This window comes from Hoeflea sp. YIM 152468, assembly GCF_029210485.1.
Taxonomy (GTDB): domain Bacteria; phylum Pseudomonadota; class Alphaproteobacteria; order Rhizobiales; family Rhizobiaceae; genus Hoeflea.
In genome coordinates this window covers 45892-71195 of sequence record NZ_JARGET010000002.1, presented here as the reverse complement: position 1 = coordinate 71195, position 25304 = coordinate 45892, and the positions used below count along the sequence as shown (strand labels likewise).

Sequence of the window (25304 nt, the reverse complement as noted above, 5' to 3'; positions counted from 1 at the left end):
GCGTTTCGGGCCGCGCGCAGGTTGCGCCAGCCTGTGTGCATGGCGGGGGCAGTTGATTGCATCTGTTCCCGAACGGACATGCACACACATAAAATCATTTTCCGTAAGGCAAAGCCCGCGTGCGGCCCTCCGGACTTGAAACTGATCCAAACCCGTCGGCGAGTTTTCGCGCACGGGAGTTTTGGCGTGGGTGGGGACCAGGGAAAAGGCCCCTCCCCAACCCCTCCCCACAGGTGGGAGGGGCTTAACCTGGCAGCACCCAACTGCGCGACATAGACCATCCAATGTTGAGGTACTCTTGTGAGCTGGGCAGGGTGTCGGATGCGCGGAGCCCCTCCCCCCTGTGGGGGTCCGAAGGATGGGCGAGACCCGTGGCTCGCCGCGGCAAGGTTGGGGAGGGGCTCTTTGGCATCTAACAGCATCACCCGGACCGCTTTTTCACCAATTTCCCGCATCAGACCTTGCCCATGCCCCCGGCGTTTCCCAGTTCCCCTTCACGCAGATCCCCGGCAGGGCCGCTCCCGTTCGGCGACAAATCACGATCCCATCGAAACGAAAGAAAGCCGGCATGGACACAATCACCGGCGGCTGCCTTTGCGGCAGGGTCCGCCGTGTTGCCCGGCAGCCGCAGCCATCAGGCGGCGGTGATATGGCTGTGGCCGAAAAAAACCGGATAGAGGCATGCCTCCCGGTTGAGACGGTGGCTGCCGCGTTCGAAGACAAACAGGTTTTCCCAAAAGCCTGTGACGGCGTAGTGCACGCCATCGGGCAGCAACGTGATGCCGCAGGGATATTTCAGGCCCATGCCGCGTGTATCGATGGAATGGAGCACGCTGCCTGAAGCGGCGTCGAAGACCATCAGCCGGTGCGCGCTCGGATAGCTGGCAAGCGCCTGGTCGTATTTGGCGTCGTAGCGGATCGACAAGCCGTGTCGCATTTCGGCGATGTCTTGCCGGCCACCCATCCGCTTGGGCGCTTTTCCCTTCGCCATTTTCAGGGTTGCGGCGGCCATGTAGGCGATGCTCGGTTCCGAGGTAATGTCAGCGCCAAGCACCTCGCTCTTCCATCCAAGTTCGCGGGCAAGGTCCGCCTCGCTGCCGAGCCGCGCCTGAATCGCGAAGATCCGGTCCAGCCCGCCGGCTGCCAGATGCCGCAATTCGCTGCGCCGCCGATCGGTGATACGTTTGTCAACAAGCTTGCCACTGTCCATATCGACAATGGTGACGCAGGCCTCATGCACATGGCGGGGAACGTCCAGCCGGCGGTTGCCCGGGCTCGGCAACGAACCGTAATTGGCAATCACCAGATAGCGGTCGTTCTCGATCAGCCGAATGTCGTGCGGATCAATGCCGTAGGTCGAATAGCTGCCGCGGATCTTCAGCGTGTCGACATCGCGGATGGTGATGCGTCCGTGGTGCGATTTCACATTGCCCAGGCGCAGGCTTTGCCGTGGTGCGCGCTCTGACATCACCACGGTCTTGTTGTCCGCGAGATAGGCTGCATGGCCGCCGCCGCGCCAGCCTTGCGAGACCGGAGGCGCGACCGCCGTGAGGTCCAGCGTATCGGGATCGAAGGCCACCTGATCGGCGGCCTCGAAACCGCACAGCACGCCGACCGAACGGTCGGGCGATATTTCGACATCATGACCGGCGGCAGGCAACAAGGCCTGCCTGGTTTGGCCATCCATGCCGATCCGGGTCAGCAACCGGAACGGTCGATCCGGATCGGAAATGTTGCGTGCGAAATACCGGTCCGCACTCAGCGGCAAACCGTTTGCCCGCGCCTTGTTCGGCATGTAGCCCGGAACGTAAACCGAGGTGGCGCTCAGTGGCCTAGCCGGCTCAGGCGTAAGGGCCCGCTCGGCGCCGTCGGCCCGGTTGGCTGCCCCGTTGGTGGCGCATCCGGCCAGCGGAGTGGTGACAACAGCGCTGGCCGCGCCTGCAAGAAGGCTTCTTCGGTCAAACTGCATCCGGCTCAGTGGGATCCGCCGCCTTCGCCGCCTTCGCCGCCAAGCCGGTCGCCGTCATCGGTCGGGAATTTCTGCCGTCCGAATGTCCGGTACGGTTCCGTCTTTCTGTTGGGGGTGTTGCATCCGGCGGCGGCGGCTGCCGAGGTCAGGCCCAGCAGCAAGGTCAGCCGCGAGCGGTCAACGTCGGGTTCAGGTTTGTTGTCCATTGGTGTCGTCTCCTTTGTTGCACATGTGAACGGCTCTTCAGGTGGATATGGCTGTCTGATCCGGCAGCCCCGGCGGCGGGTTCGCCACCGCTGGCTTGGGCAGGGCCGGGATTTGCGCCAGCGCCAGCGCCAGGGAACAGGCAAGAGCAAGCGTGAGCGCAGGGAGTTCCTGCCCGGTCAAGCGCCCGGTCGAACTTGTTCCGGGCAGCCGGTCACGGGCGCTGCGCGAGAATAATCTGACCGCCAGATGCCCGGCGAGCCCGAAGACCGCTGCTCTGCCGAAGGCTCCGGTCCAGATCGCGTACAGGGAGATCGCGACAAACAAAGCGCTCAAGGTGATTTCGACCCGGCGCAGATCATGGTTTCCTGTCAGCGGCATCTTTCCATGATGCGCGTGACAGCAGCCTGCCTGAATGCAGGCAAATTTCACCGGGATATAGGCGAAATTGATCGCTGCTGCGTAAGAGGCCAGAACGAGGCTTGCGTCGTCGCCTCGGGCAAGCAGCACAAGGGCCGCCATCAGCGCAGCAAGGGCGGAAGCGGCCGTTGCGCCCGACCAGGACGCCGAAGTGGTGAGCGATGGGGTCCGCGCAGCAACGGCAATCAGAATTCGGTATCCGGTGCCACCGACGAAGAAAAACCCGAATCCGAAGGCCCAGGCGAAGGCGGCGGGCCAATAGGCTGCACCGGTTGCCGGTGCGACAAGGAGTCCGAACACTGCCGCGCTACCGACAGCCGAGAACAGGCGCAAGACCGTGGCAGGCGACTCTCCCAACTTGTCCAGTGCCAGACTGCTCATTCCCCTCCGGTGTCGCCACCCCTCCTGTTTTCCAAAGAACATTGTCAACCTATCAGGTTTGGGCCTTGACATAAATATTTTTTTTGAAACTTGCGCATGGGTGCTGTCGGGTTCGGTGTCGAACCAGCAAATTCGTTCTCGGACCCCGGCGTGCAAACCGGACCCCGAAAACCACTCTTGCGGCCGGTCCAGGCTGCGACCGGAGCAATCCGGGCGGGGATAAACGCCCGCGTGCGCGAGGCGCCGCCTGTCGGATCGATCGGACATCATCGGCCGCGTTTCGGGCCCGTGCGCGTGGCTTTCGCCAGCCTGTGTGCATGGCGGGGCAGATGCCTCATCCGACCCCGAACGGACATGCACACACCAAAACTCATTCCGTAAGGCAAAGCCCGCGTGCGGCCCTCCGGACTTGAAACTGATCCAAACCCGTCGGCGAGTTTTCGCGCACGGGAGATTTGGCGTGGCAGCACCGAAGGTGTGGTGGCTTTTTTTCAACGCGATCTCTCTTGCCGTCATGCCGGACACCGATCCGGCATCCAGCGCGATCAAGTCCTTGATCGCCCGAGACTCAATCACCGCGCCGACGCGCCGTGGCCGGATCCCGGCTCAAGCCCGGGATGACGAGGCAAGAACTGGTCGCGCATCACCCGGACCGCCTTTTTTACCACATTCCCGCATCAGCCCTTGCCCATGCCTCCGGTGTTTGGCCGCTCGGGTGATGAAACCGAGGTCAATCTCGGCGCGCTCGATGCGCCCGACCAGTTCGTGCCGAGCTACGAGCTCTGGACTGTGCGCCGCGAATCCTGGCTGCCGCCGTTTCCGCTGGCCCGGTGCTACGCCCGCGACCGCCCCGAAGACGGCCGCTCCGAAGCGTAGCGAATGCGCCACAGGTGGAGCCAAAACGCCGCGCCGGGGGACAGGTTTTTCTAGGCAGAGCGGCGATTGCGCGATACCAAGGAGGCCGCACACCCAAGTGCGGGAGCAGGTACGATGAACAATTTTCCCTTGGTCCGGTAGCTCTGGCGGATGTCCGCCAGCGCTCTGCCAGTCACTCAGCCAGACACTCAGCCAGTCCGGATGTCCGGCCGGGTTTTGCCCGGCGCGGTGCGGCGGTTGCCGGCTGAACTGCTGCGTCAGAGCCGGCTTGCCGTGTCCGTCCTGATCAGGGCCGCCACGCCAGACTGCTGACATTTTCTGTCAGACAATCCCGATAGCACGAGCACGACGCATTCCGCCGCCAGGCCGCTGCGCGTCTCCATTGCCAATTCTTGAGGTTGCTCAATGTCTCCCTTCTTCCGTTCCGCCCTGGTGCTCGGCCTGTTGTGCGCCACCGGCCCGCTCGCCATCGACATGTTCCTGCCGGCGCTGCCGACCATCGCCGCCAGCCTTGGCGGCACCATGGCCGGCGCGCAGCTGACCATCACCGCCTATTTCATTGCCTACGGCCTGGCCCAGATGATCTATGGCCCGGTGGCCGACATGGTCGGTCGCAAGCCGCCGCTGATCGCCGGTCTGGCGCTGTTTCTCGCCGGCTCCATCGGCTGTGCCCTGGCGCCGGACATGAACTGGCTGGTTGCCGCCCGCATCATCCAGGCGCTCGGCGGGGCCGCCGCCATGGTGATCCCGCGCGCCATCATCCGCGACATGCACACCGGACCGCAGGCCACCCGGCTGATGGCGCTGGTGATGCTGATCATCTCGGTCTCGCCAATGCTGGCGCCGCTGGCGGGCTCGGGCATCATTGCCGTCTCCGGCTGGCGGGCGATCTTCGCCACGCTGGCTGTCGCCGCCGCCGCCTCGATCCTGGTCACGCTGACGCTGCAGCCCGAAACGCTGGCGCCCGCAAACCGGGTGCCGGTCCGCCTCTCCGCGCTGCTCAGTGGCACCTCTACCCTGCTGCGCGATCCGGTGTTCATGGGGCTGACCTTCGTCGGCGGCTTCGGCATGGCCAGCTTCTTCGTCTTCCTGGCCAGCGCCTCCTTCGTCTACACCGGTCATTACGGCCTGACGCCGACCGGCTTCAGCCTCGCCTTTGCCGCCAATGCCGCGGGCTTTTTCTCGGCCTCGCAACTGGCGGCGACGCTGGGCGAGAAGTTCGGGCCCACCCGGGTGGTCACCTCGGCGGTCAGCGGCTTTCTTGGCATCACCCTGGCGCTGTTGGCGCTGGTCTGGTTCGGCGTCGACGATTTCGTCCTGCTGGTGGCCATGCTGATCGGCGCCAATGCCTGTCTCGGTCTGGTCATCCCCACAGCCATGGTGATGGCGCTCGATGATCATGGCGACATCGCCGGCCTCGCCTCATCGCTCGGCGGCATGCTGCAGATGCTGGCCGGCGGCCTCATGACCATGCTCTTGAGCCCGCTGTTTGATGGCACCCCCTTGCCGATGGTGGCGGCGATCGCGCTGGCAGCCGCCTTGTCGTTTGCGGCCATGCGCATCACCGACACCGCCCGCAGCCGCCGCACCGCCCTGGCGGTCTGACCGGGAAACCGGAAAACCCCGTCGTGACCAGAGGTCACGACGGGGAACTTGCCTGGAGGCAACCCGGCAACTGGGAACCCGGGATGTGCGGAGGCAAGGCTCTAGCGGCCCTGCGTGACAATCACCGGGATCAGCAAATCGCCCCAGTTGCCATCGCCGCCATGATGCCGGGCGGAGCGGACCAGCTCCACCGAGACGCCGGCGTCGACCGCCTTCATGACCGAATGGTTGAGGCGGTGCAGGTCGTTGGCCAGCGAACGGATCGCTGCCTGCTGGTCTGCGTCCATGGCCGAAGACTGCTCTTCTGCGCGTTGCTTGACTCGGGTCTGGGCTGTCATTGTATTTCTCCTCTAGCGGGGTTTGTGACGGGGAAGGGGCGTTTGCGGGCCTCACCCGCCAAAACGGGTGAGGCGGGTCGGTCTATTCGGCTGCGGGGCGGAACTGGGCCGATTCGGTGGATTCGCCCATCGCGGTGGTCGACGACTTGCCGCCGGTGATCGCCATCGATACGGCGTCGAAATAGCCGGTGCCGACTTCGCGCTGGTGCTTGGTTGCGGTGTAGCCATCGGCCTCGGAGGCAAATTCCGCTTGCTGCAGCTCCGAATAGGCCGACATCTGCCGGTCCTTGTAGCCGCGGGCGAGTTCGAACATGCCGTGGTTGAGCTGGTGAAAACCGGCCAGGGTGATGAACTGAAACTTGTAGCCCATGGCACCGAGCTCACGCTGGAACCTGGCGATCGTGGCGTCGTCGAGATGCTTTTTCCAGTTGAACGACGGCGAGCAATTGTAGGCCAGCAGCTTGCCCGGATGGTGCTTGTGCACGCCTTCGGCGAACTTGCGGGCCTGCTCGAGATCCGGCTTGGAGGTCTCGCACCAGATCAGGTCGCAATGCGGCGCATAGGCAACCGCACGGGCGATGCAGGGTTCGAGGCCGTTCTTGATGTTGTAAAACCCCTCGATCGTCCGGCCTGCGTCATAATCGACAAACGGGCGATCCCGCTCGTCAATATCCGACGTCAGCAATTTGGCGGCTTCGGCGTCCGTGCGGGCGATCACCAGGGTCGGCGTGCCCATCACGTCGGCGGCAAGCCGCGCGGCGGTGAGATTGCGGATATGCGCTGCCGTGGGGATCAGAACCTTGCCGCCGAGATGGCCGCATTTCTTCTCCGACGCCAGCTGGTCTTCGTAATGAACGCCGGCAACACCGGCTTCAATGAAGGCCTTCATGATCTCGAAGGCGTTCAGAGGGCCGCCGAAACCGGCTTCGGCATCGGCGACGATCGGGGCGAACCAGGTGTCGACCGACAGGCCGTTGCCTTCCGCGGTTTCAATCTGGTCGGCGCGCTGCAGGGTGCGGTTGATCCGCTTGGCCAGTTCCGGTGCCGCGTTGGCCGGATACAGCGACTGGTCGGGATACATCGACGAGGCGGTGTTGGAATCAGCCGCAACCTGCCAGCCGGAAAGGTAGATTGCCTTGAGGCCCGCGCGAACCTGCTGCATCGCCTGGTTGCCGGTCATGGCGCCGAGCGAATTGACGAAATCCTGCTCGTGGATCAACTGCCACAGCCGGTTGGCGCCCATTTCGGCGAGACTGTGCTTGATGTTGACCGAGCCGCGCAGCTTCTGCACATCTGCCGGGCTGTAGGGTCGCTCGATACCGTCATAGCGGCCTTCGGGCGCTGTCGGAACCAGGTTGTAAAAATCAGTCATGGAACTTTCTCCGGTCTGCTGGTGTCAGGTTCGGGCGGCCCGGCTTGGGAGCTCATTGGTCGCTTTCGATGTGACTGAATTTACATTGCGCCGCACACTAAGCGAGAAAAAACCACTTTTTCAGCCGATAAATCAAGTAAACCTGTCTTGTCTTTGACAAATGACACTTGTAAATCTGTCACGATTGTAAAAGCTCGATTTCGAGATACTGGGGCCCTGTCCTGTAAAAGCCTGTAAAGGATGACCTGATGGCAGAGCAGAAAATATTTGCCGGGCCGAGAATACGCCGCATCCGCAACGGCAAGGGGCTGACCCAGACCGCGATGGCCGAGGCCTTGGGTATTTCCCCGTCCTATCTCAATTTGATCGAGCGCAATCAGCGGCCGCTGACCGTCCAGCTCATTCTCAAGCTTTCGGCCGTCTACAAGGTCGATGTCGAGGAGCTGCAGGGTGAGGGGGGAACCACGACGCTGGCCGGCCTGAAGGAAGTTTTCGCCGATCCGCTGCTTGCGGGGGAATTGCCCGGCGATCAGGAACTGGTCGAGATCGCCGAGGCTGCGCCCAATGCCGGCAGCGCCATTCTCAAGCTGCATCGCGCCTACCGCGAACAGGCCGAACGGCTGTCGGATCTGTCGGCCATGCTGGCGCGCGACGGCCACAGCCCGGCGCTCTCGGGTGCGCGGCTGCCGATGGACGAGGTTCGCGAGGTGCTGGAATCCAGACCCAATCACCACCCGGCGCTGGAAGAGGAGGCGGAAGCCTTTTTCCAGGTGCTCAAGCCCGGCGATGATCTGATGGGCGCGCTCAAGGCCTGGCTCAAGGCCGAACATGGTGTCGTCGTCCGCTCGCTGCCGGTTGCCACCATGCCCAACTGGCGCCGCCGCTATGACCGTCATTCGCAGCGGCTGTTTCTGTCCGAGCGCTTGTCGCCCTTCGATCAGTTGCGCGAGGTTGCCATGGAGGCCGCGCTGATCCGCATGAATGTCGCCATTGCAGCCGGCATCAACGCGCTCAAGCTGTCGAGCGACGAGGCCCGCCGCATCGCCCGCTTCGAGCTTGCCCGCTACGCAGCCCACGCGCTGATGATGCCGTATCAGGCGTTTCACGCTGCGGCCCAGCGCGCCCGCTATGATATTGATGTGCTCAGGTCGCGCTTCGGCGTTTCCTTCGAGCAGGCAGCCAACCGGCTCACCACCCTGTGCCGCCCGAGCCTGCAGGGGGTGCCGTTCTTCATGCTTGAGGTCGATGTTGCCGGCCACCGCTTCCGCCGCGCCGGTGCGCAAGGCTTTCCGCAGCAGCGCTTTGGCGGCAATTGCCCGAAGCTGTCGATCCATGCGGCGTTTTCGCAGCCGTCGCAGGTGCTGGTCGAGGCGGTGGAGCTGCCCGGCGGCGCCGAATTTCTCACCATCTCGCGCACGCTGGAAGGGCCGCAGGGTGCGTTTTCCGAGCGTCCGCGCCGCACCGCCATCCTGCTTGGCTGTGACATCGGCTTTCGCGACGAGGTCGTCTATGGCGGCGCGCTGCCGATGAGCGGCGGCAAGGCATCGCAGCCGGTATCGATCGCGGTCGGTCCCGCCTGCCGTCTGTGCGAACGGGCCGGCTGCCTGGCCCGGGCCGAGCCGCCGATCACCCGGCCGCTGGGTCTCGACGAGATGGTAACCGGCCTGTCGGCTTTCGATTTCCAGTGAAAAACCCGACCAGCCTGAGCCTGCGCGGCCCGTCGGCTGACGCGCGCCGGTATCGCTTGAATGCATTGTACAATTCTACGTCGTCCGGAATCAGGAAATGATCCGATGGCCTCTTGTACAAGCTGAGATTTCTCCTAAAGTTGAATGATCCGCCGTACCCTGCCATCAAAGGCGCAAGGCGCGGACGTGCATCACAGCGGCTATCCGGCCTTGCATGTGACCAGATCAGAACAAGAGAGGAACAGGAATGCACCTGAAAACCCGTTTATTCTCAGCGGCCATAATGCTTGCTGCATCAACCGTGCTGGCAACCGCGCAGGAACGCGTCGTCAACGTCTACAACTGGTCCGACTACATTGATGAATCCATTCTTGAGGATTTCACCAAGGAAACCGGCATCAAGGTCGTGTACGACGTGTTTGATTCCAACGAAGTTCTGGAAACCAAATTGCTCGCCGGTTCCACCGGTTATGATGTCGTGGTGCCGACCGGCACCTTCCTGGCGCGTCAGATCACTGCCGGTGTGTTCCAGAAGCTGGACAAGTCCAAGCTTCCCAATCTCGGCAATCTGGACCCTGCCATCGCCAAGCGGCTGGAGAAATACGATCCTGGCAATGATCATGCCATCAATTACATGTGGGGCACCACCGGTCTCGGCGTCAATGTCGACAAGGTCAAGGAACGGCTCGGCGACATGCCGCTCAATTCCTGGAGCCTGGTTTTCGATCCTGAAACGATCGGGAAGCTCGCCGATTGCGGCGTTTACATGCTTGATACCGCCGACGAGTTGCTGCCAGCGGCGCTGAATTACCTCGGAATGGATCCGGATTCCAACACGCCGGATGATCTGGCCAAGGCCGAAGAACTGCTGCTCTCGGTTCGCCCCAGCGTCAAGAAGTTCCATTCCTCCGAGTACATCAATGCGCTGGCCAATGGCGACATTTGCCTCGCCGTTGGCTGGTCGGGCGACGTGCTGCAGGCGCGCGACCGTGCGGCGGAAGCCGATCAGGGCGTCACCATCGACTACATCATCCCCAAGGAAGGGGCGCTGATGTGGTTTGACAACATGGCGGTTCCCGGCGACGCCCCCCATGTCGAGGAGGCCCATGAGTTCCTCAATTACATCATGAAGCCGGAGGTCGCGGCAAAGGCGTCGAACTACGTCTATTACGCCAATGGCAACGTGGCGTCCAAGCCGTTCCTCAACGAGGACGTGATTGGCGACAGCGCGATCTATCCCGACGAGGAAACGATAGGCCGGCTGTACAGCACATCGCCCAAGGATCAGCGCACCCAGCGCCTCATGACCCGGACCTGGACCAAGGTGGTGACCGGTCAGTAACTCACAGATCTGACCCCCCGGCCCGGCGACGAGCCGGGGGGCTCCATCAGGATCGATCACGGGGATAATGGGGCATGAAATCTCTGGGCAGCAACCGGCGCAGCTTCGAGCCATGGAACGATCCAAACCAGCGGCCCTATATTGCGTTTGAAAACATCACCAAGAAATTCGGGGACTTCGTCGCGGTCCGCGACCTGACGCTGCACATTTTCCACAAGGAGTTCTTTGCCCTTCTCGGCGGATCGGGATGCGGCAAGTCAACGCTTTTGAGGATATTGGCGGGCTTCGAAGACCCCTCTGACGGCCAGATCCTGCTCGATGGTGAAAACCTGTCCGGCGTGCCGCCCTATCGCCGCCCGGTCAACATGATGTTCCAGTCCTATGCCCTGTTTCCGCATATGAGCGTGGAAAAGAACATTGCCTTCGGCCTCAAGCAGGATGGCATGGCCCGCTCGGAAATCGACGATCGTGTCAACACCATGCTCAAGCTGGTCAAGCTCGAGCGGTTCGGCAAGCGCAAGCCGCACCAGCTTTCAGGCGGCCAGCGCCAGCGCGTTGCGCTTGCGCGATCGATTGCCAAACGCCCCAAAGTGCTCTTGCTCGATGAACCGCTCGGCGCGCTCGACAAGAAGCTGCGCGAGGAAACCCAGTTCGAGCTGATGGACCTGCAGCAGGATCTGGGTCTGACCTTCGTCGTCGTCACCCATGACCAGGAAGAGGCCATGACCATGGCCGACCGGATCGCGGTGATGGACCTGGGGCGGATCATCCAGATCGGCACGCCGACGGAAACCTACGAGGCGCCGAATTCGGAATTTGTTGCCAGCTTCATCGGCGACATCAACCTGTTTCGCGGCGCGGTCACGGGCTCGAACGGCGGCCTGATCGACATCGAAACGCCCGACGGCATGATCATCAGATCGGAAGCCACAACGGCGGTCAAGACTGGCCAGAATGCCAGTTTTGCCATCCGCCCGGAAAAACTCCGCATCTCCCGGACCAAGCCCGAGAGCGGCATCAATACCGTCGTCGGCGAGGTCTGGGATATCGGCTATCTCGGCGATATGACGGTGTTCCACATCAAGCTCGGCAACGGCGAGATCGTCAAAGCCTCGCTTCTCAACGCAGTCCGCACGGTAGAAGACCCCATCGGTTACGATGAACAGATCTGGGTTTGCTTCGATACCGACAGCGGCGTTGTGCTGGGCAGTTGAGGGTGGCCATGACCCACACCGATCCGGCCGTCGCAGCGAAAACGGCTCAGGCTTTCAAGGTCAACCGGATCACCGCGACTGTCATGACCTTGGCAACCGCTGCAACGCTTCTGCTGCACCGTCCGGACCTGTCTCTTGTCTATCTCGCCTATACCGGCATGTCGGTCTACCCGATGAGCTGGGCCGTAGCCCATGGCCTTTTTGCACGGCCGCGCCCGGCTCGTGCGCAGAACTTCGCCGCCTATGTGTCGGTTTCCACCGTCGGGTTTGTGATCACCCTGTTTGCCGCTCCGCAGATGCTCGACCTCATGGGCAGCGCCATCTTTATCCTCTTTGCGTTTGTCGTGGCAATTCTTGTCCTGCGTGCCATTTTTGATGCGAAGTGGACCGTCCAATGAAGCTGATCTCCGCCATCGGCCGCCGCCTGGTCATCATCGTTCCCTATGCCTGGCTGCTGATTTTCTTTCTGGTGCCGTTCCTCATCGTCTTGAAAATTTCGCTCTCCGAACCGGTGATGTCGATGCCGCCCTATGCGCCGGCCATCGACCTGGCGGACGGGATTTCCGGTCTTGTCGACGCGTTCAGGCAATTCAGCTTTTCCAACTATCTCTGGCTGACCCAGGATGCGCTCTACATCAACGCCTACATTTCCTCCATCACCATCGCCTTCATTTCGACGGTGTTGACCCTGCTGATCGGCTTTCCGCTGGCCTATGGCATGGCGCGCGCGCCGGATTCGTTGCGGCCGACCTTGCTGATGCTGGTGATCCTGCCGTTCTGGACCAGCTTTCTGATCCGCGTTTACGCCTGGATCGGGATTCTCAAACCTGAAGGCCTGCTCAATCAGTTGCTGATGGCAATCGGCCTGATCGATGAGCCGCTGATCATTCTCAACACCGACACTGCCGTCTATATCGGTATCGTCTATTCCTATCTGCCCTTCATGGTGCTGCCGATCTATTCGGCGTTGGAAAAGATGGACTACACCTTGATCGAAGCGGCGCAGGATCTCGGCTGTCCGCCGATCACCGCATTCTGGAAGATCACCTTTCCGCTGGCGCTCCCCGGTATCGTTGCCGGCTGCTTGCTGGTGTTCATTCCGGCGGTCGGCGAATTCGTCATTCCTGATCTGCTCGGCGGCTCGCGCACCTTGATGATCGGCAAGACGCTGTGGAGCGAGTTCTTCAACAATCGGGACTGGCCGGTGGCCTCGGCGGTCGCCGTGCTGCTCCTGTTGATCCTGGTGGTGCCGATCATGTTCTTCCAGCAGGCGCAGGCCAAGTCGCAGGAGAGTGGCCGGTGAGGGCAAAACCATGAACACGACCTGGACCCGCTTCAACATCGCCTCGGTGGTTTTCGGCTTCGCCTTTCTCTATCTGCCGATCGTGCTCCTGGTGATCTATTCCTTCAATGAATCAAGGCTGGTGACGGTCTGGGCCGGTTTTTCCACCAGATGGTACCGCGAGCTGTTCAACAACCAGGGCCTGATGGAAGCCGCATGGGTAACCGTCAGGGTCGGATTTGTCTCCGCGACCTTCGCGACGGTTCTTGGCACGCTCGCGGCGTTGACCTTGACCCGTTACACGCGCTTCAATGGCCGTATCCTGTTTTCCGGCATGGTCTTCGCGCCGCTGGTGATGCCCGAGGTGATCACCGGACTGTCGCTCTTGCTGCTGTTCGTGGCGGTGGATTTCGGCCGCGGATTCTGGACCGTGACACTGGCTCACATCACCTTCACCATGTGTTTTGTCGCCGTGGTGGTGCAGTCACGGTTGATGAGCTTTGACCGCTCGCTGGAAGAAGCCGCGATGGATCTCGGTGCCGGCCCGGTCACCACCTTTATGCAGATCACCTTGCCGATCATCCTGCCGGCGGTGATTTCCGGCTGGATGCTGGCCTTCACACTGTCGCTGGATGATCTGGTGATTGCCAGCTTCACGTCCGGGCCGGGTGCCACGACCTTGCCGATGAAGATCTATTCTCAGGTGCGGCTTGGGGTTACGCCCGAGATCAATGCCGTCTGCACACTGCTGATCGGCGCTGTCGCGATCGGTGTCATCATTGCCTCCGTGGCCAACAAGAGCCGCTATGTACGGCGTCAGCGCGACGAACAGGCGGCCCTGGACAATGTCTGAGCAGCGATCAGTTTTTCGGTGGGCGCAGCAGATAGGTGACGAACCAGATTGGCACGATCACCATTGATCCCAGCACGATGTTGGGGATGGCCCAGCCAGCGCCTTCCTGCAGCAGGGCAAAGACCCGGTCCGGTGTCAGGCCGATTTCGGCCAGAAGTTCGGCGGCGGAGAGGTTGAGCGCCGACAAAACGGCGCCGGTGATCAGCGAAGCCAGTCCGATTTTGACAAGGGCCGAAATCAACCGCAGCATGGGCAGACAGCCTCTCTTTTCCCTGAGCGCATGGGGGCAGTGACGTACATGCGGGGCCTCAAACTGTTACGGCGTGTGCGCGTTGCGTCCTGGCCGCAGGGCATTGCATGTCAGCCCCGCGCCGCAAGTGGACATTGATTGTCGCCAAAAGCAACGGTTTGCGCAAGCATGTCGCCGCGGCAAGTGTCGCCTGCCCGGAGGTCATCGCCATCCGGTCCGCAGCGTCACGGTGTAACCGGGGAAATCACCGGCCGGGGCCAGGATCCGCCGATAAAGAACCGGAGCGGCACATGAGCAGGGTTTGCCGCCACCGCTGCCTTTTCACCATTGGTGACAGGCTTTGCTCTGAGACTGCCCGCAATGGCGAGACTGCTGCGCGAATAGGGGATCACCCCCGACAGCGAAATCATCTGTTGCGCACCGACCAGTTCTGCAACGGTCAGGTTCGCCTCGCCATCCGCGATGGTGGCCTGGAGGTGGGCTGACTTGAAGGCGAAATGGGTGCCTTCCCCCAATTGGTCGAGATCAAAGAAGCGCTCGGTCTTGGCCAGTTCACGGAATTTTTGCAGATTGAGACCCGGTACCGTGCCGGCGCCGACATTGAGATCGATCCGGCCCGTCAGATCCGTCAGCGCCGTGGCCCAGGTCGGATAGGGTGATGTCAACTCCAGATCGAGCGAGCCGTTGCCGCGTGGCAGAGGTCCGGTCAATCCGATCGCATCATAGAAGTCTCCGAGGTTGGTCTTGCGCGCAGACAATTGCACCTTGAGCCCGCCATCGGTCCCCTTCTCCGACAGGGCGATGCGGCCGATGAGATTGCCGCCATAGGCCGTGGCGTCGCCGACGTCGAAATTGGCACGGCCTTGTTCGACCCGTGCCGCGGCGGCAAGGTTTGCCAGCATCACAGGCCCGAAGCGGGCTGATTGCGCCGAGAGCCGCAGATCAAGGCCGATTTCACGCAGGAAACGCGTATCAATCGTCGTGGCAATATCTTTTCCAGGTTCGGGCAGAGGCGTGAAGGCTTGCAGGAAAGAGGCAATGTCAAGCGAGTTGAACGCCAACGTCCCGACAATCAAGGGCGGCTCGTTTTCGCGCCATGTCATATCAAGCACGCCAATGCCGCGGTTCTTATCGACCATGATGATCAGGTCATCGAGCTTGGCTCTGTTTGGTTCGGTGATGATCTTGGCCGACAGATCGAGCGCGCCCAGCGCTTCGCCCGGCTTGATGTCTGCGCCCGACCATTCAAGCGCGCGCCGGGCTGACACGCTGGCGAGCTTGATCGCTCCCGACAGGAAAAAATTTGCGCCAAGATTGGCGGTTCCGGCAAATTCCAGATTGAGGGGTGCCGATGTCACCTTGACATCCACCGGCGCCGAACGGCCGCCGAGCAACAGCAACGGTGTTGCGGTGGATCCGGTGAACGTCACTTGCTCGCCGCGAAAAATCGCGGTGATGTTGGCGCGGGCAATGGCGGTTGGCGCAGTCCAGGCCATGGTGCCGTTGATCGCGGTGAGTTTGTCGGCCTGGGCGCCGGGATCGCGGATCCAGCGGACGGTGCCGTCTTCGATCGTCACAGCCCCCAGTGCCGCCGACGCCGGGATCACCGCATCGGGCGGGATTTCAGCGCCGCTTTGCGTCGCCAGGTCGCGTGCCACCGCCGCGGAGATTCCCTGCGCCAGATCTCCGGAGGCCGATGACCAGTTGGATGTGGCATCCGGATACAGCTCGACATTGAAGGTCGGCCGGATCAGTTTGAACTCGGAGAAACTGGGGGCGCCGAGCACGGCGGAAAACAGATTGAAATTGGCAATGATGCTGTCGGCGCGCAGGATCGGATCGCCATCGACAAAGGTTGAGGGCCTGATTTCAACCTTGTCGAGCTTGATCGTCGGCGTCGGCCAGAAATCCAGCGACGGGGCATCGCCAAGCGATATCGTGTGGCCGACCCAGGCACTGATGTCACGCTCCAGGCGGTCGCGCACCACGCCGCTCGACACCGCCAGGGGCAGGCTCGCGAAACCGGCCAGAACGACGATCATCAGGGCAATCACGCCCGTTATCGCCGCTCGTCGCAAGGACCATTGCGCGATGATGAATTTCAAACCTCATACTCCCCAACCGGTAATCTGCATTCTGGTTAAAGCTTGGTGACCGGGATTGCAATTGAAGAGCCGTCATCTGCGCGGGGATGCGGGCAATGAGCCGATGAATTGTTTGCATCCGCACCGGCCAATGCTACTAACCGGGCCACATGAGTTGGCAGGAGCACGACATGACCGACACTCTGCTTTGGTCCCCCGATCCACAGCAACTGGCAGAAAGCCCCTGGATGGCTTTTGCGCAATTTGCCGGAGACCGGGCGGGGCTTTCCCTGGCCGATCCGCTGGCGCTGCATGCGTGGTCGATCTCTGACCGGGACGCGTTCTGGTCGGCGGTTTGGGATTTCTGTGGTGTCCGCGGCACCAAGGGTGAGCGCATCATCGACAATGGCGACGCCATGCCCGGCGCCCGGTTCTTCCCCGACGCGCAACTGAACTTCGCCGAAAATCTGTTGTCTCGCAGCGGCCCCGAGCCGGCGATGCTGTTTCGGGCGGAAGACAAGACGCAGCGCTCGATGAGCTGGGACGAGCTCCATGCACTGGTCTCTCGCCTGCAGCAGGCGTTCCGGGCTCATGGGGTCGGCAAGGGCGACCGGGTTGCGGCGATGATGCCGAACATGCCCGAGACTGTCGCCTTCATGCTCGCCGCCGCCTCCATCGGGGCGATCTGGTCGTCCTGTTCGCCTGATTTCGGCGTTCAGGGCGTGCTCGACCGCTTCGGCCAGATCGAGCCCGAGCTGTTCATTTCCTGCGACGGCTACTGGTACAATGGCAAGCGTCAGGAGGTGACGGAAAAGCTGGCGCGAATTTCGGCCGCTCTTGATGCAAAGGCGATCATTATCGTGCCGTTGCTCGATGAGGCCGAAACGGTCGCCGCGGCGGTGCCTGGGGCGCAAACGCTTGCAGCCTTTATCGCCGATTTCCCGGCCAGGGCGGTGGAGTACGCGCCGCTGCCGTTTGCCCATCCGCTGTACATCCTGTTTTCCTCAGGCACCACCGGGGTTCCCAAATGCATCGTCCATTCGGCCGGCGGCACCCTGCTGCAGCATCTCAAGGAGCTCCGTCTGCATTGTGGTCTCGAGCCCGGGGAGCGGCTGTTTTATTTCACCACCTGCGGCTGGATGATGTGGAACTGGCTGGTGTCCGGCCTGGCGGTTGGCGCAACGCTGTGTCTGTATGACGGCTCTCCGTTCCATCCTGACGGCAATGTCCTGTTTGATTATGCCGCCGAGGAGCGGTTTTCCGTCTTCGGGACTTCTGCCAAGTTCATTGACGCGGTGCGCAAATCCGGGCTGGAGCCTGCCAGGACGCATGACCTGTCGTCGCTGCGGCTGTTGAATTCGACAGGATCGCCCTTGTCCCCGGAGGGCTTCAGCTTCGTCTATGAAGGCATCAAGTCCGACGTGCATCTGGCCTCGATTTCCGGCGGAACCGATATCGTCTCCTGTTTTGTGCTCGGCATTCCGGCGCTGCCGGTCTATCGCGGCGAAATCCAGGGTCCCGGCCTCGGACTGGCGGTGGATGTCTGGGATGACACTGGCGAGCCGGTCACAGGCGAAAAGGGCGAACTTGTCTGCACCAAGCCGTTTCCGGCGATGCCGGTCGGCTTCTGGAATGACCCGGATGATCAGAAATACCATGCCGCCTATTTTTCCCGCTTTGACAATGTCTGGACCCATGGCGACTTCGCCGAATGGACACCCCATCACGGCATCATCATTCACGGTCGTTCTGACGCCACGCTCAATCCCGGCGGCGTGCGCATTGGAACCGCAGAGATCTACAATCAGGTTGAGCAGCTTGAGGAGGTGATCGAATCCATCTGCATCGGGCAGGACTGGGAGGACGATGTCCGCGTCGTGCTGTTTGTTCGCCTGGTCGATGGCGTCGAGCTCGATGATGCGCTCAAGGCAAAAATTCGCGCCCGCATCCGCGCAGGCGCGTCGCCGCGTCACGTGCCGGCCCGGATCATCGCCGTCAGCGACATCCCCCGCACCAAATCCGGCAAGATCACCGAACTCGCCGTGCGCGACATCGTCCATGGCAGGCAAGTGAAGAACCAGGAGGCGCTGGCCAATCCGGAAGCCCTGGAACTGTTTGCCGGTCTTGACGAGCTGAAAAGCTAGGCCGGGGTCTGGGCTTTCAGGATAAAGTCCAGCAACAGCTTGACCAGACTGCTGCGGCGGCTCGATGCCGGCCAGACCGCGTGGATATTGAGCGTTGGCAGGGACCATTCCGGCAGAACCCTGACCAGCCGCCCGGCAGCAAGGTCCTCGCCGATTTCGCTCAAGGGCAATTTCTGCAAGCCGAGTCCTGCCAGAACGGCGGAGCGGGCGCCGCTGATCGAGTTGACCAGAACCCGGGACTGTTCGGGATGGACCACGACTTCCTCTGTCCCGCGGGTGAGCACGAACTTGTCGGGCAGCATATCCAGAAGTACGAAATCACAGCGGACGAGATCCTGGGGGATCATCGGCTTTTCGATCGTCTCGAGATAGGTGGGGGCTGCCACCAGATAGCGCTCGAAGGTCCCGATCTTGCGGCTCCGCAGTGTGCTCCCGGCCATCGCGCCCAGCCGGATCGCCAGATCATAGCCTTCCGCCACAAGATTGATCTGTTCATCACTGCTGTTGAGCGTCACCGCAACCTGCGGATAGCGGCGAGCAAATTGCCAGATGGCCGCTTCCTGTGGGCTGTTTTTCAGGAACGCCGGCGCGGTGAGCCGCAATGCGCCGGCGGGCTCGGCGCTGATATCGGCAATGGCATCGAAACCTTCCTCCGCCGCCTCCACCATCCGTCTGGCCGATACCAGCAGGCTCTGCCCCTCTGATGTCAGCGACAGGGCGCGGGTCGAGCGGTGAAGCAGGGTGACGCCGTGGCGGGTTTCCAGCGCCCTGACGTGATGGCTGACCACCGAGGTCGACAGCCGAAGCGCCCGGCCTGCGGCGCTGAAGCTGCCCGCTTCGGCAACCTTGGCGAAGATGGCGAGTGCGCGCAGATCGTCAATCATGAGGCCCGTCTTTCGATTTGATGAGATAGTTATTCAAAATTACCCCATCAAGTCAAACGTTCAGATTGCACCTATGTTGTGGGCAGAAGGAAAGGGAAAGCCCATGACACAGTCTACCAGCCACGTTCAAACGCCCATGGCGAGCCAGTATCTGCAGCAACTCTGCAAGCATTTTGGCCACAAGGTGCCGGTCGAGTTCGATGAACGCGAGGGCTCCATAAGGCTGCCGTTCGGCACCTGTGTGTTGCAGGCGCGGGACGAAGAGCTGGTGCTGACCGTTGCGGGTGCCGACCTCCAGAAAATCGAACAGGTCATGGGAAGTCACCTGGAACGGTTCGCCTTCCGTGAATCCCTGACCGTGATCTGGGACAAAGCCAGCACGTCGTAAGGCGCCTATGCATGGACGCGAGGTCATGACATCCGGAGACAAGAGACAATGAACAAGCTGAAGACCGTTCTCAACACGCCCTATGCCTTCTGGCTTCTGCTGGCTCTGCCATCCTTCGGGCTGATCAACAGCGCGCTGTCCGGCGGCGATCTGGAGCCGTTGCTTCATCCCACCGGTGAATTTGCCGCCCGGTTCATGATCATCGCCATGATTCTGACGCCGCTGCGGATGGTGTTTCCGAAATCCGCCGGCGTGCTGTGGCTGATGCGCCGGCGGCGTTATCTTGGCGTGGCCGCTTTTAGCTATGCTGCGCTGCATACGCTGTATTACCTGATTGACCTTGGCTCGCTGTCTGCCGTCGTCGCCGATATCACCAAATTCGGCATCTGGACCGGCTGGGTGGCATTCGTCATTTTCGTACCGCTGGCGATGACATCCAACGATGCCTCGGTTCGTTACCTGCGCCGCTCCTGGAAGCTGCTGCAGCGCTTTGTCTACCCGGCCGCTGTTGCAACCCTGCTGCACTGGATCTTCGTGCACGACGATTTCGGTCCGGCGCTGGTGCATTTCGTTCCGCTGGCCGGACTGGAAATCTACCGAATCTGGAAAATCACAGGGGCCAGTCGTTCGGCACCTGCCGGTCACAAGACCGCTTCCTGCCCCTGAACAAGGAAATCAACCATGGCCACCATCGCAGTGACCGCCGCCAGCGGCCATCTCGGCCGGGCAATCGTCAAAGCTCTGACCGAGAACGGCGGAGGCGATACCATTGTCGCCATCGCCCGCACGCCGGAGAATGCCCGGGGGCTTGGTGTGGACGTGCGCCGGGGCGATTACACTGACCGCGCCTCCTTCGAGGCTGCGCTCAATGGGGTCGACACGGTGCTTCTGGTTTCGGGTATGGACGAACCCGGCAAACGCATCGGCCAGCATCGCAACGTCATCGAAGCGGCCAGGACCGCTGGTGTGACGAAGATCGTTTACACCAGCGTGCAGGGGCCGGACCAGGACTCCAGTTTCTCACCGATTGTTCAGAGCAACCGCCAGACCGAGCAGGACGTTCGCGACAGCGGGCTGGCCTGGGTCATCGGCCGCAACGGTATCTATATCGAGCCTGACATCGAATATATCGACACGTACAAGGCTTTGGGCGAGATCGCCAACTGTGCCGGCGACGGCAAATGCGGCTACACCACCCGCGATGAACTCGCCCATGCCTATGTGCAGATGCTGGTCAGTGATGCCCATAATGGCCGGACCTTCAATCTGCATGGCCGGAGCCTGACCCAGACGGAGCTGGCCGCCTGTCTCAATCAGGCTTTGGGAACCTCGCTGGTCTACCGCCGCATGGGCGTCGAGGCGTACAGGCAGGACCGCGTCAATGAACTTGGCGAATTCATCGGCGCGGTGATTGCCGGTATCTACACCGGCATCCGCGATGGAGCTTTCGATCATGCCAGCAACTATGCCGAAGCAGCCGGACGGCCGCACCGGTCCTGGGATGACTACTTTTCGGCACTCAAAGCTGGCGGCAATCCCTGACCGGGCATCAGCAACGCGCCTGACGGCGAAAAACCGGACCCTGGATGGTTAACCAAACCTAAGCTGCGAATTTAACCACGCCCGGTGAAGGACGGTCAATCAGTAAAATCTTATATAAGCTGGCAAGGTACTGGTAGCTGTTTGGGTGCACTAATCACATCAACCTTGGGAAGCTTGTCTCTTCATGGTGTTGATAGCACAGACACAATTATGACGGGGATCCTTGCGGTCCCTGTTTTTTTATGTCGCCTCAATCAGCCAGCACGCGTTGCGGTGGAAAGGCGATGGTGACGAGGGTTCCTTCGCCCGGTGCCGAGACGATGTCGAACTGGGCCCGGTTGGCATCAACCATGGCTTTCGTCAGCGGCAGGCCAAGCCCGGTGCCATCGCCACGTTGGCGCGGGCCGGGGCCGACCTGGCCAAACGGCTTCATCGCCTGTTCGAGCTCCTTGCGGTTCATGCCAATGCCGGTGTCCCGAATGCGGATGACGACATTGCCTGAGGGCTCGTACGAGGTGGAGACCACGATCTGCCCGCCGGAGGGGGTGTAGCGGATGGCATTGGACAGCAAATTGAGGGCGATTTGTTTGATCGAGCGCTGGTCGGCGACCACCTCGGGAACGCTCGCCGAGAGGCTGGTGCGGATGATGACGCGCTGGCTGTTGGCCATCGGCTGTAACAGCGACACGCTTTCGGCCAGATGGTCGTTGAGCGAGACCGCGATAAACTCCATCTGAACCTGGCCCGCCTCGATTTTCGAAATGTCGAGCAGATCATTGACGATGTCGAGCACATGCTTGCCCGAATTGCCGATATCATGGGCATATTCGAGGTAACGCGGGCTGCCGATCGGTCCGAACCGCTCTTCCATCATCATCTCGGAAAACCCGATAATGGCGTTGAGCGGGGTGCGGATCTCGTGGCTGACCCGGGCGAGAAAATCGGACTTGTGCGAGTTGGCGGTTTCCGCGGCGCGCTTGGCCGTGCGCAACTCGTCCTCGGTCCGTTTCCACTGGGTGATATCGCGCAACACAGCACAATAGCCGTTGGAGCCGGACAGCCGTCCGATGGTCATGAACAGCGGCAGAAAGCCGCCGGAGATCTCGCGCCCGATGACCTCGCGTCCGTCGTTGAGCACGCTTGAAACGCCATGATCGGCAAGTCCGTTGACATAGTCCATCACCGCGCGCTGGCTCTCCTGCGCAAACAGCATGGCAAATGGCTCACCGTGGGTCTCGCTTTCATCATAGTTGAATAGCGCACAGGCAGATCCGTTCATCGAGCGGATGGTGCCGTCCTTGTTGAGGATGACGACGCCATCGGTTGCGGTCTCGAGGATTGAACGGAGTTCCTGGGCCTCGATCTTCAAGGCGCTGGACTGAGCCTCCGGGGCGGACGCGGTTTCGTCGCTTGCCGCCAGCGCGGGCTCGACATCGGCGGCAGGCGCAGTCTCTGCGGCCAGTGGCTCAGCCATGGTCGCGTCCGGCGACAGGGCCAGCATCAACGCATGGCCGTCCCCCCAATTGATGGACCGGAGCCGGGCGGTGACGCCGAGTGTGCTGCCATCTTTGCGGCGGATGGCCATTCCGCCGTCTGGATGGTCGTCATCGAACGAGCGCTCCAGCAGATGGTCAAGCCCGCCGCACGCGTCAAGATCGGCAAGCGAGCTGTAACCGGTCAGCTCGAAAAACTCCGCATTGGCATGGATCAGCACGTCTCCGGCATGGACCAGCAACGCCGCAGGAATGGCATCAACAAGATTGACGTCCAGACCGGTTGGCATCACCTGCCGGGCTGGAAGCGCAAACGCCGATGGCAGTGGCGTCTCGCAAGCGAGGTCCCGGCCCGGTGCTTCGACGGCAGCCGGAGCAAGGTCGGGCCCGGGATCGGGAGAGGGCGCGTCTGCCGGAGCTTCGGTGCCGGCACTTTCGTCTGCGGTGGAATCCGGGTGGCTGCCGCTCGGATCCGCATCGTCTGCGGTTGGACTGCCGCCGGATTGCCCCTCAAGTCCGTCAGCGCCGGGCTGGTCGTCCGTCCGAGGTTCCGGTCTCTTGCCAAAGGGCTCCCGGTCCTGCGGCGAAGCAGCAGCAACTGGTTCGCTTTCCGGAGCGTCGGCTGCGGCCTTTGAGGTTTCGTTGAGACGCAGGCCAATTTCGCGGAACGCCGCCTGCTCTCCCGGAGACAGGCTCTCGCGGGGTTTGCTTCTGCGGGTCTCAAGATCGATGATCTTGTCACTGTCGCGCCGCATCGGCGTTTCAACCAGCCGGATCGCCGGGCGCTCGCCGCGGAACGGGTCGCGGCCGACAGGCTTCTCTGTGCTCTCGCCACCGGTGTCCGTGTCGGTGGCGTCCGGGCCGGTGGCGTCCGGGCCGGTGTCGTCTTCCAGGCCGTCACCGCTTACAGGGCTGTCGTCGGTTCGGTCCATGCGGGCGAGGTCTTCGATATCCTGCTCAAGGCTCAGCATCTCGAGATCGGCTTCATCCCCGGCGGCAAGGGCGTCATGGTCTGGCGCGGAGGCTTGCCCGGGCGCCTCGGTCCCGGTTTCCCCACTGTCTTCGGCGTCGATGGTCCCCGTCAAGGGTCCCGATGCGGTTCCGGGCATGAGCGCCAGTCCCAGCGCTTCGGGGTCTTTGCGGGTGTCGCCACTGCGCACGATCCCGAATCCCCTGAAGCCGTCAAACTGGCGGTCGCGGGTGTAGGTCGGCAAGGCGGCCAGATCGACCGGGGTGACAAGATCAGTCCCCTGGATCGGCCAGAAAACCGTTTTGCCCGACCAGGTATCGCGGCGATTGAGCAAATCGGAAATGACATGGTCGGGGTCGAGATTGAACACCCTTGCCAGGTCGGGAAACTTCCGGCCAATGATATCGGCAGACTGCGGACCGACTGCGTCAGCGAATTCGGGCGAGACCTCGCTGAATTCGCCATCCCTGTTGATCTTCCAGACGAAACGCGCCGGTTTGGCATGCGGATCGTAGCGAAAATCTGCAGCCGGTTCACCGCCATCGCCCGCCGGTGCGTTGACGGTCTCGACAACAGGTTCCCCGGGGCTGTCGGGCGCATCGGTTGGCTCAGACCGGTCCTGATCAGCTGGATGCTCGGAAACTTCTCGAACCCCAGTCTCGGCACTTTCTGCACTCTCTGGCGTGGTTTGCGGTTCCGTGGCCGGATCTGGAATGGTTTTCTCACCTTCATTCCCGGCTTGATCAGCCGCCGCGTCACCATTGGCTGCGCTCACCGCGGCCTCGACATCAATCCCGCGGGCCTCGGCGAAGGGCCCCGGCACGTCATCGCTGTGCCGGTGTTTGGCCAGCCGGGCATTCAGTTCGTCGCGGATGCGCCGGAGATCGAAATATCCGGTGCGCGCCGCCGATGCAGCCGGTGTCGACGCGGCAACTGGCGCCAGCGAAGGCTCCTGATCAGCAGCAGGGACCGGTGTGTCATCCGGCTGGATAGACGCGCCGGCGTCGTGATCCTGATCCGGTGCGGACGGGTCCCCGGGTTGGAGATCCGGCGTGAAGGCTTGATGTGGAAGGCCGCTGGCGGAAACCGGGTGGCTGTCACCACCGTGGGCCGGTTCGGGCGCGTCGTCGACATTGGCGGGCCGGGCGTCCGGCTGCGCCGGGTCGACCGCAAACAGAAGATGCAGCGCCGGATCATCCGCCAGCCTGCCGATCGCCGTTGGCATCAGACCCGAGTGCGCCTGCGTCATGCGCTTGACCAGCCGGCTTTCGTCGGTGGCGACGTCTCTCACCATCCGGACAATGTCGCTTTCGGCAAGCCCGATCTCGCTGAAGGTGCCAGATGCGGCCAGCACTTTGCCATCCTGGTCAAGCACGGCCACATGGGTCCCGGTTCCCTCGAATCCGGCAATGATTTTTCTGGCGCGCGCGTCCGGTGCCAGGGGTGGTCCGGCCTGTTTGCTGGTCAACAAGAGCGCCTGCGTTTGGTCCGGCAACAACACCCGCTCAAGCGTGGCTGGTGCAATCAACCGGGAAAACCCGCGGGTTACACGCATCATGAAATTCTGCGGTTTGCCGGTCCGCTCAAGCACGCTGAGCGCGCTGCCGATCTGCCGCATGGTGGCCGTTTGACCGCCAAAGCCTTCGTCAAGAGCATCATAGATCGTGGTGAAGCCGAAAAGATCCGCAGCGGCGCTGTTGGCCCACAGCATTTCCCCCAGGTCGCCACTCAGGACCGCCACGGCGTCGCCTTGGACAAAGCGGTCGCGGACCGCTGCGTGAACGGCCAGATCAATGAAGGGGTAGTGATGAGGCTGCATGGGTTGAAATCCAGATTTGGCCTGTCCGTCCCCACCACGGGGGAATTAAGGATTTATTAATAGCTTTCAAGCGGGCAACGGTCCAGCAATGGCGCGCATCTGCAGGATGATTTGTCACGGAACGGTTAACGCACTGTGCGACGCACAAGATATATTGCACTGCACCATTATTTCTGTTACACAGGG

20 protein-coding genes and 1 pseudogene are annotated in these 25304 nt (G+C 62.0%); 12 read left to right on the top strand and 9 right to left on the bottom strand.

Annotation, left to right across the window (positions count from 1 at the left end; genetic code table 11):
- Positions 1 to 634: 634 nt before the first annotated feature.
- Genes PZ897_RS00325 through PZ897_RS00315 form a run of 3 tightly spaced genes read right to left on the bottom strand, consistent with a single transcriptional unit; the run spans position 635 to position 2974 of the window.
- The gene (locus PZ897_RS00325) at positions 635 to 1969 is read right to left on the bottom strand and encodes a DUF1513 domain-containing protein (RefSeq protein WP_275748859.1); all 1335 of its coding nucleotides are present in this window, start codon (positions 1967 to 1969) and stop codon (positions 635 to 637) included.
- Positions 1970 to 1974: 5 nt separating this feature from the next.
- Positions 1975 to 2175, bottom strand: a complete 201-nt coding sequence (locus tag PZ897_RS00320) for a hypothetical protein (protein ID WP_275748858.1) — start codon at positions 2173 to 2175, stop codon at positions 1975 to 1977.
- A gap of 37 nt (positions 2176 to 2212) precedes the next feature.
- Positions 2213 to 2974 carry a hypothetical protein gene (locus PZ897_RS00315; protein ID WP_275748857.1) on the bottom strand — a complete coding sequence of 254 codons (762 nt, stop codon included), beginning with the start codon at positions 2972 to 2974 and terminating at the stop codon, positions 2213 to 2215.
- Between the two features lie 696 nt (positions 2975 to 3670).
- On the opposite strand from PZ897_RS00315, the pseudogene PZ897_RS00310 reads away from it, so the two are divergent.
- Together PZ897_RS00310 and PZ897_RS00305 are read left to right on the top strand one after the other, a co-directional pair.
- Positions 3671 to 3850, top strand: a pseudogene (locus PZ897_RS00310) (GFA family protein); the annotation flags it as partial.
- A 405-nt stretch (positions 3851 to 4255) separates the two neighbouring features.
- Complete coding sequence (locus PZ897_RS00305) at positions 4256 to 5455, top strand: multidrug effflux MFS transporter (RefSeq protein ID WP_275748856.1); 1200 nt, start codon at positions 4256 to 4258, stop codon at positions 5453 to 5455.
- Positions 5456 to 5556: 101 nt separating this feature from the next.
- Here the strand turns inward: PZ897_RS00305 and PZ897_RS00300 are convergent, their stop codons facing one another.
- Positions 5557 to 5793, bottom strand: a complete 237-nt coding sequence (locus PZ897_RS00300) for a hypothetical protein (protein WP_275748855.1) — start codon at positions 5791 to 5793, stop codon at positions 5557 to 5559.
- A gap of 82 nt (positions 5794 to 5875) precedes the next feature.
- Positions 5876 to 7165: an isocitrate lyase gene (gene aceA, locus PZ897_RS00295; protein WP_275748854.1), complete on the bottom strand. Its 1290-nt coding sequence runs from the start codon at positions 7163 to 7165 to the stop codon at positions 5876 to 5878.
- 248 nt (positions 7166 to 7413) lie between these two features.
- On the opposite strand from aceA, the gene PZ897_RS00290 reads away from it, so the two are divergent.
- The 6 genes from PZ897_RS00290 to PZ897_RS00265 all read left to right on the top strand — a co-directional run bounded on the left by PZ897_RS00290 (position 7414) and on the right by PZ897_RS00265 (position 13544).
- Positions 7414 to 8853: an XRE family transcriptional regulator gene (locus PZ897_RS00290; protein ID WP_275748853.1), complete on the top strand. Its 1440-nt coding sequence runs from the start codon at positions 7414 to 7416 to the stop codon at positions 8851 to 8853.
- Positions 8854 to 9136: 283 nt separating this feature from the next.
- Positions 9137 to 10195, top strand: a complete 1059-nt coding sequence (locus PZ897_RS00285) for a polyamine ABC transporter substrate-binding protein (protein WP_275748851.1) — start codon at positions 9137 to 9139, stop codon at positions 10193 to 10195.
- 74 nt (positions 10196 to 10269) lie between these two features.
- Entirely contained in the window at positions 10270 to 11409 is a 1140-nt protein-coding gene (locus PZ897_RS00280) for an ABC transporter ATP-binding protein (RefSeq protein WP_275748850.1), read from the top strand.
- A gap of 8 nt (positions 11410 to 11417) precedes the next feature.
- A complete protein-coding gene (locus PZ897_RS00275) occupies positions 11418 to 11807 on the top strand; it encodes a hypothetical protein (RefSeq protein ID WP_275748848.1) in 390 nt (129 codons plus the stop codon).
- Positions 11804 to 12712 (top strand): ABC transporter permease subunit, encoded by a 909-nt coding sequence (locus PZ897_RS00270; RefSeq protein WP_275748847.1) that lies wholly within the window; start codon positions 11804 to 11806, stop codon positions 12710 to 12712. Before PZ897_RS00275 ends, PZ897_RS00270 begins: the two co-directional genes overlap by 4 nt.
- Positions 12713 to 12722: 10 nt before the next feature.
- Entirely contained in the window at positions 12723 to 13544 is an 822-nt protein-coding gene (locus PZ897_RS00265; RefSeq protein ID WP_275748846.1) for an ABC transporter permease, read from the top strand.
- Between the two features lie 7 nt (positions 13545 to 13551).
- Here PZ897_RS00265 and PZ897_RS00260 read toward each other — a convergent pair whose 3' ends face one another.
- Together PZ897_RS00260 and PZ897_RS00255 are read right to left on the bottom strand one after the other, a co-directional pair.
- Complete coding sequence (locus PZ897_RS00260) at positions 13552 to 13794, bottom strand: DUF6460 domain-containing protein (RefSeq protein ID WP_275748844.1); 243 nt, start codon at positions 13792 to 13794, stop codon at positions 13552 to 13554.
- Positions 13795 to 14018: 224 nt separating this feature from the next.
- Positions 14019 to 15899 (bottom strand): AsmA-like C-terminal region-containing protein, encoded by a 1881-nt coding sequence (locus PZ897_RS00255; protein WP_275748842.1) that lies wholly within the window; start codon positions 15897 to 15899, stop codon positions 14019 to 14021.
- A 170-nt stretch (positions 15900 to 16069) separates the two neighbouring features.
- Here PZ897_RS00255 and PZ897_RS00250 point away from each other — a divergent pair, with 170 nt between their 5' ends.
- The gene (locus PZ897_RS00250) at positions 16070 to 18022 is read left to right on the top strand and encodes an acetoacetate--CoA ligase (protein ID WP_275748841.1); all 1953 of its coding nucleotides are present in this window, start codon (positions 16070 to 16072) and stop codon (positions 18020 to 18022) included.
- Here the strand turns inward: PZ897_RS00250 and PZ897_RS00245 are convergent.
- Entirely contained in the window at positions 18019 to 18906 is an 888-nt protein-coding gene (locus tag PZ897_RS00245) for a LysR family transcriptional regulator (protein WP_275748839.1), read from the bottom strand. The genes PZ897_RS00250 and PZ897_RS00245 overlap by 4 nt on opposite strands.
- 103 nt (positions 18907 to 19009) lie before the next feature.
- On the opposite strand from PZ897_RS00245, the gene PZ897_RS00240 reads away from it, so the two are divergent.
- From PZ897_RS00240 to PZ897_RS00230, 3 genes are read left to right on the top strand one after another with little or no spacing between them, the layout of a single operon-like run.
- The gene (locus tag PZ897_RS00240; RefSeq protein WP_275748838.1) at positions 19010 to 19294 is read left to right on the top strand and encodes a DUF2218 domain-containing protein; all 285 of its coding nucleotides are present in this window, start codon (positions 19010 to 19012) and stop codon (positions 19292 to 19294) included.
- A 48-nt stretch (positions 19295 to 19342) separates the two neighbouring features.
- The gene (locus PZ897_RS00235) at positions 19343 to 19960 is read left to right on the top strand and encodes a ferric reductase-like transmembrane domain-containing protein (RefSeq protein WP_275748837.1); all 618 of its coding nucleotides are present in this window, start codon (positions 19343 to 19345) and stop codon (positions 19958 to 19960) included.
- Positions 19961 to 19975: 15 nt separating this feature from the next.
- Positions 19976 to 20836: an SDR family oxidoreductase gene (locus PZ897_RS00230; protein WP_275748835.1), complete on the top strand. Its 861-nt coding sequence runs from the start codon at positions 19976 to 19978 to the stop codon at positions 20834 to 20836.
- A gap of 250 nt (positions 20837 to 21086) precedes the next feature.
- Here the strand turns inward: PZ897_RS00230 and PZ897_RS00225 are convergent, their stop codons facing one another.
- Positions 21087 to 25118: an ATP-binding protein gene (locus PZ897_RS00225; protein WP_275748833.1), complete on the bottom strand. Its 4032-nt coding sequence runs from the start codon at positions 25116 to 25118 to the stop codon at positions 21087 to 21089.
- Positions 25119 to 25304: the final 186 nt, after the last annotated feature.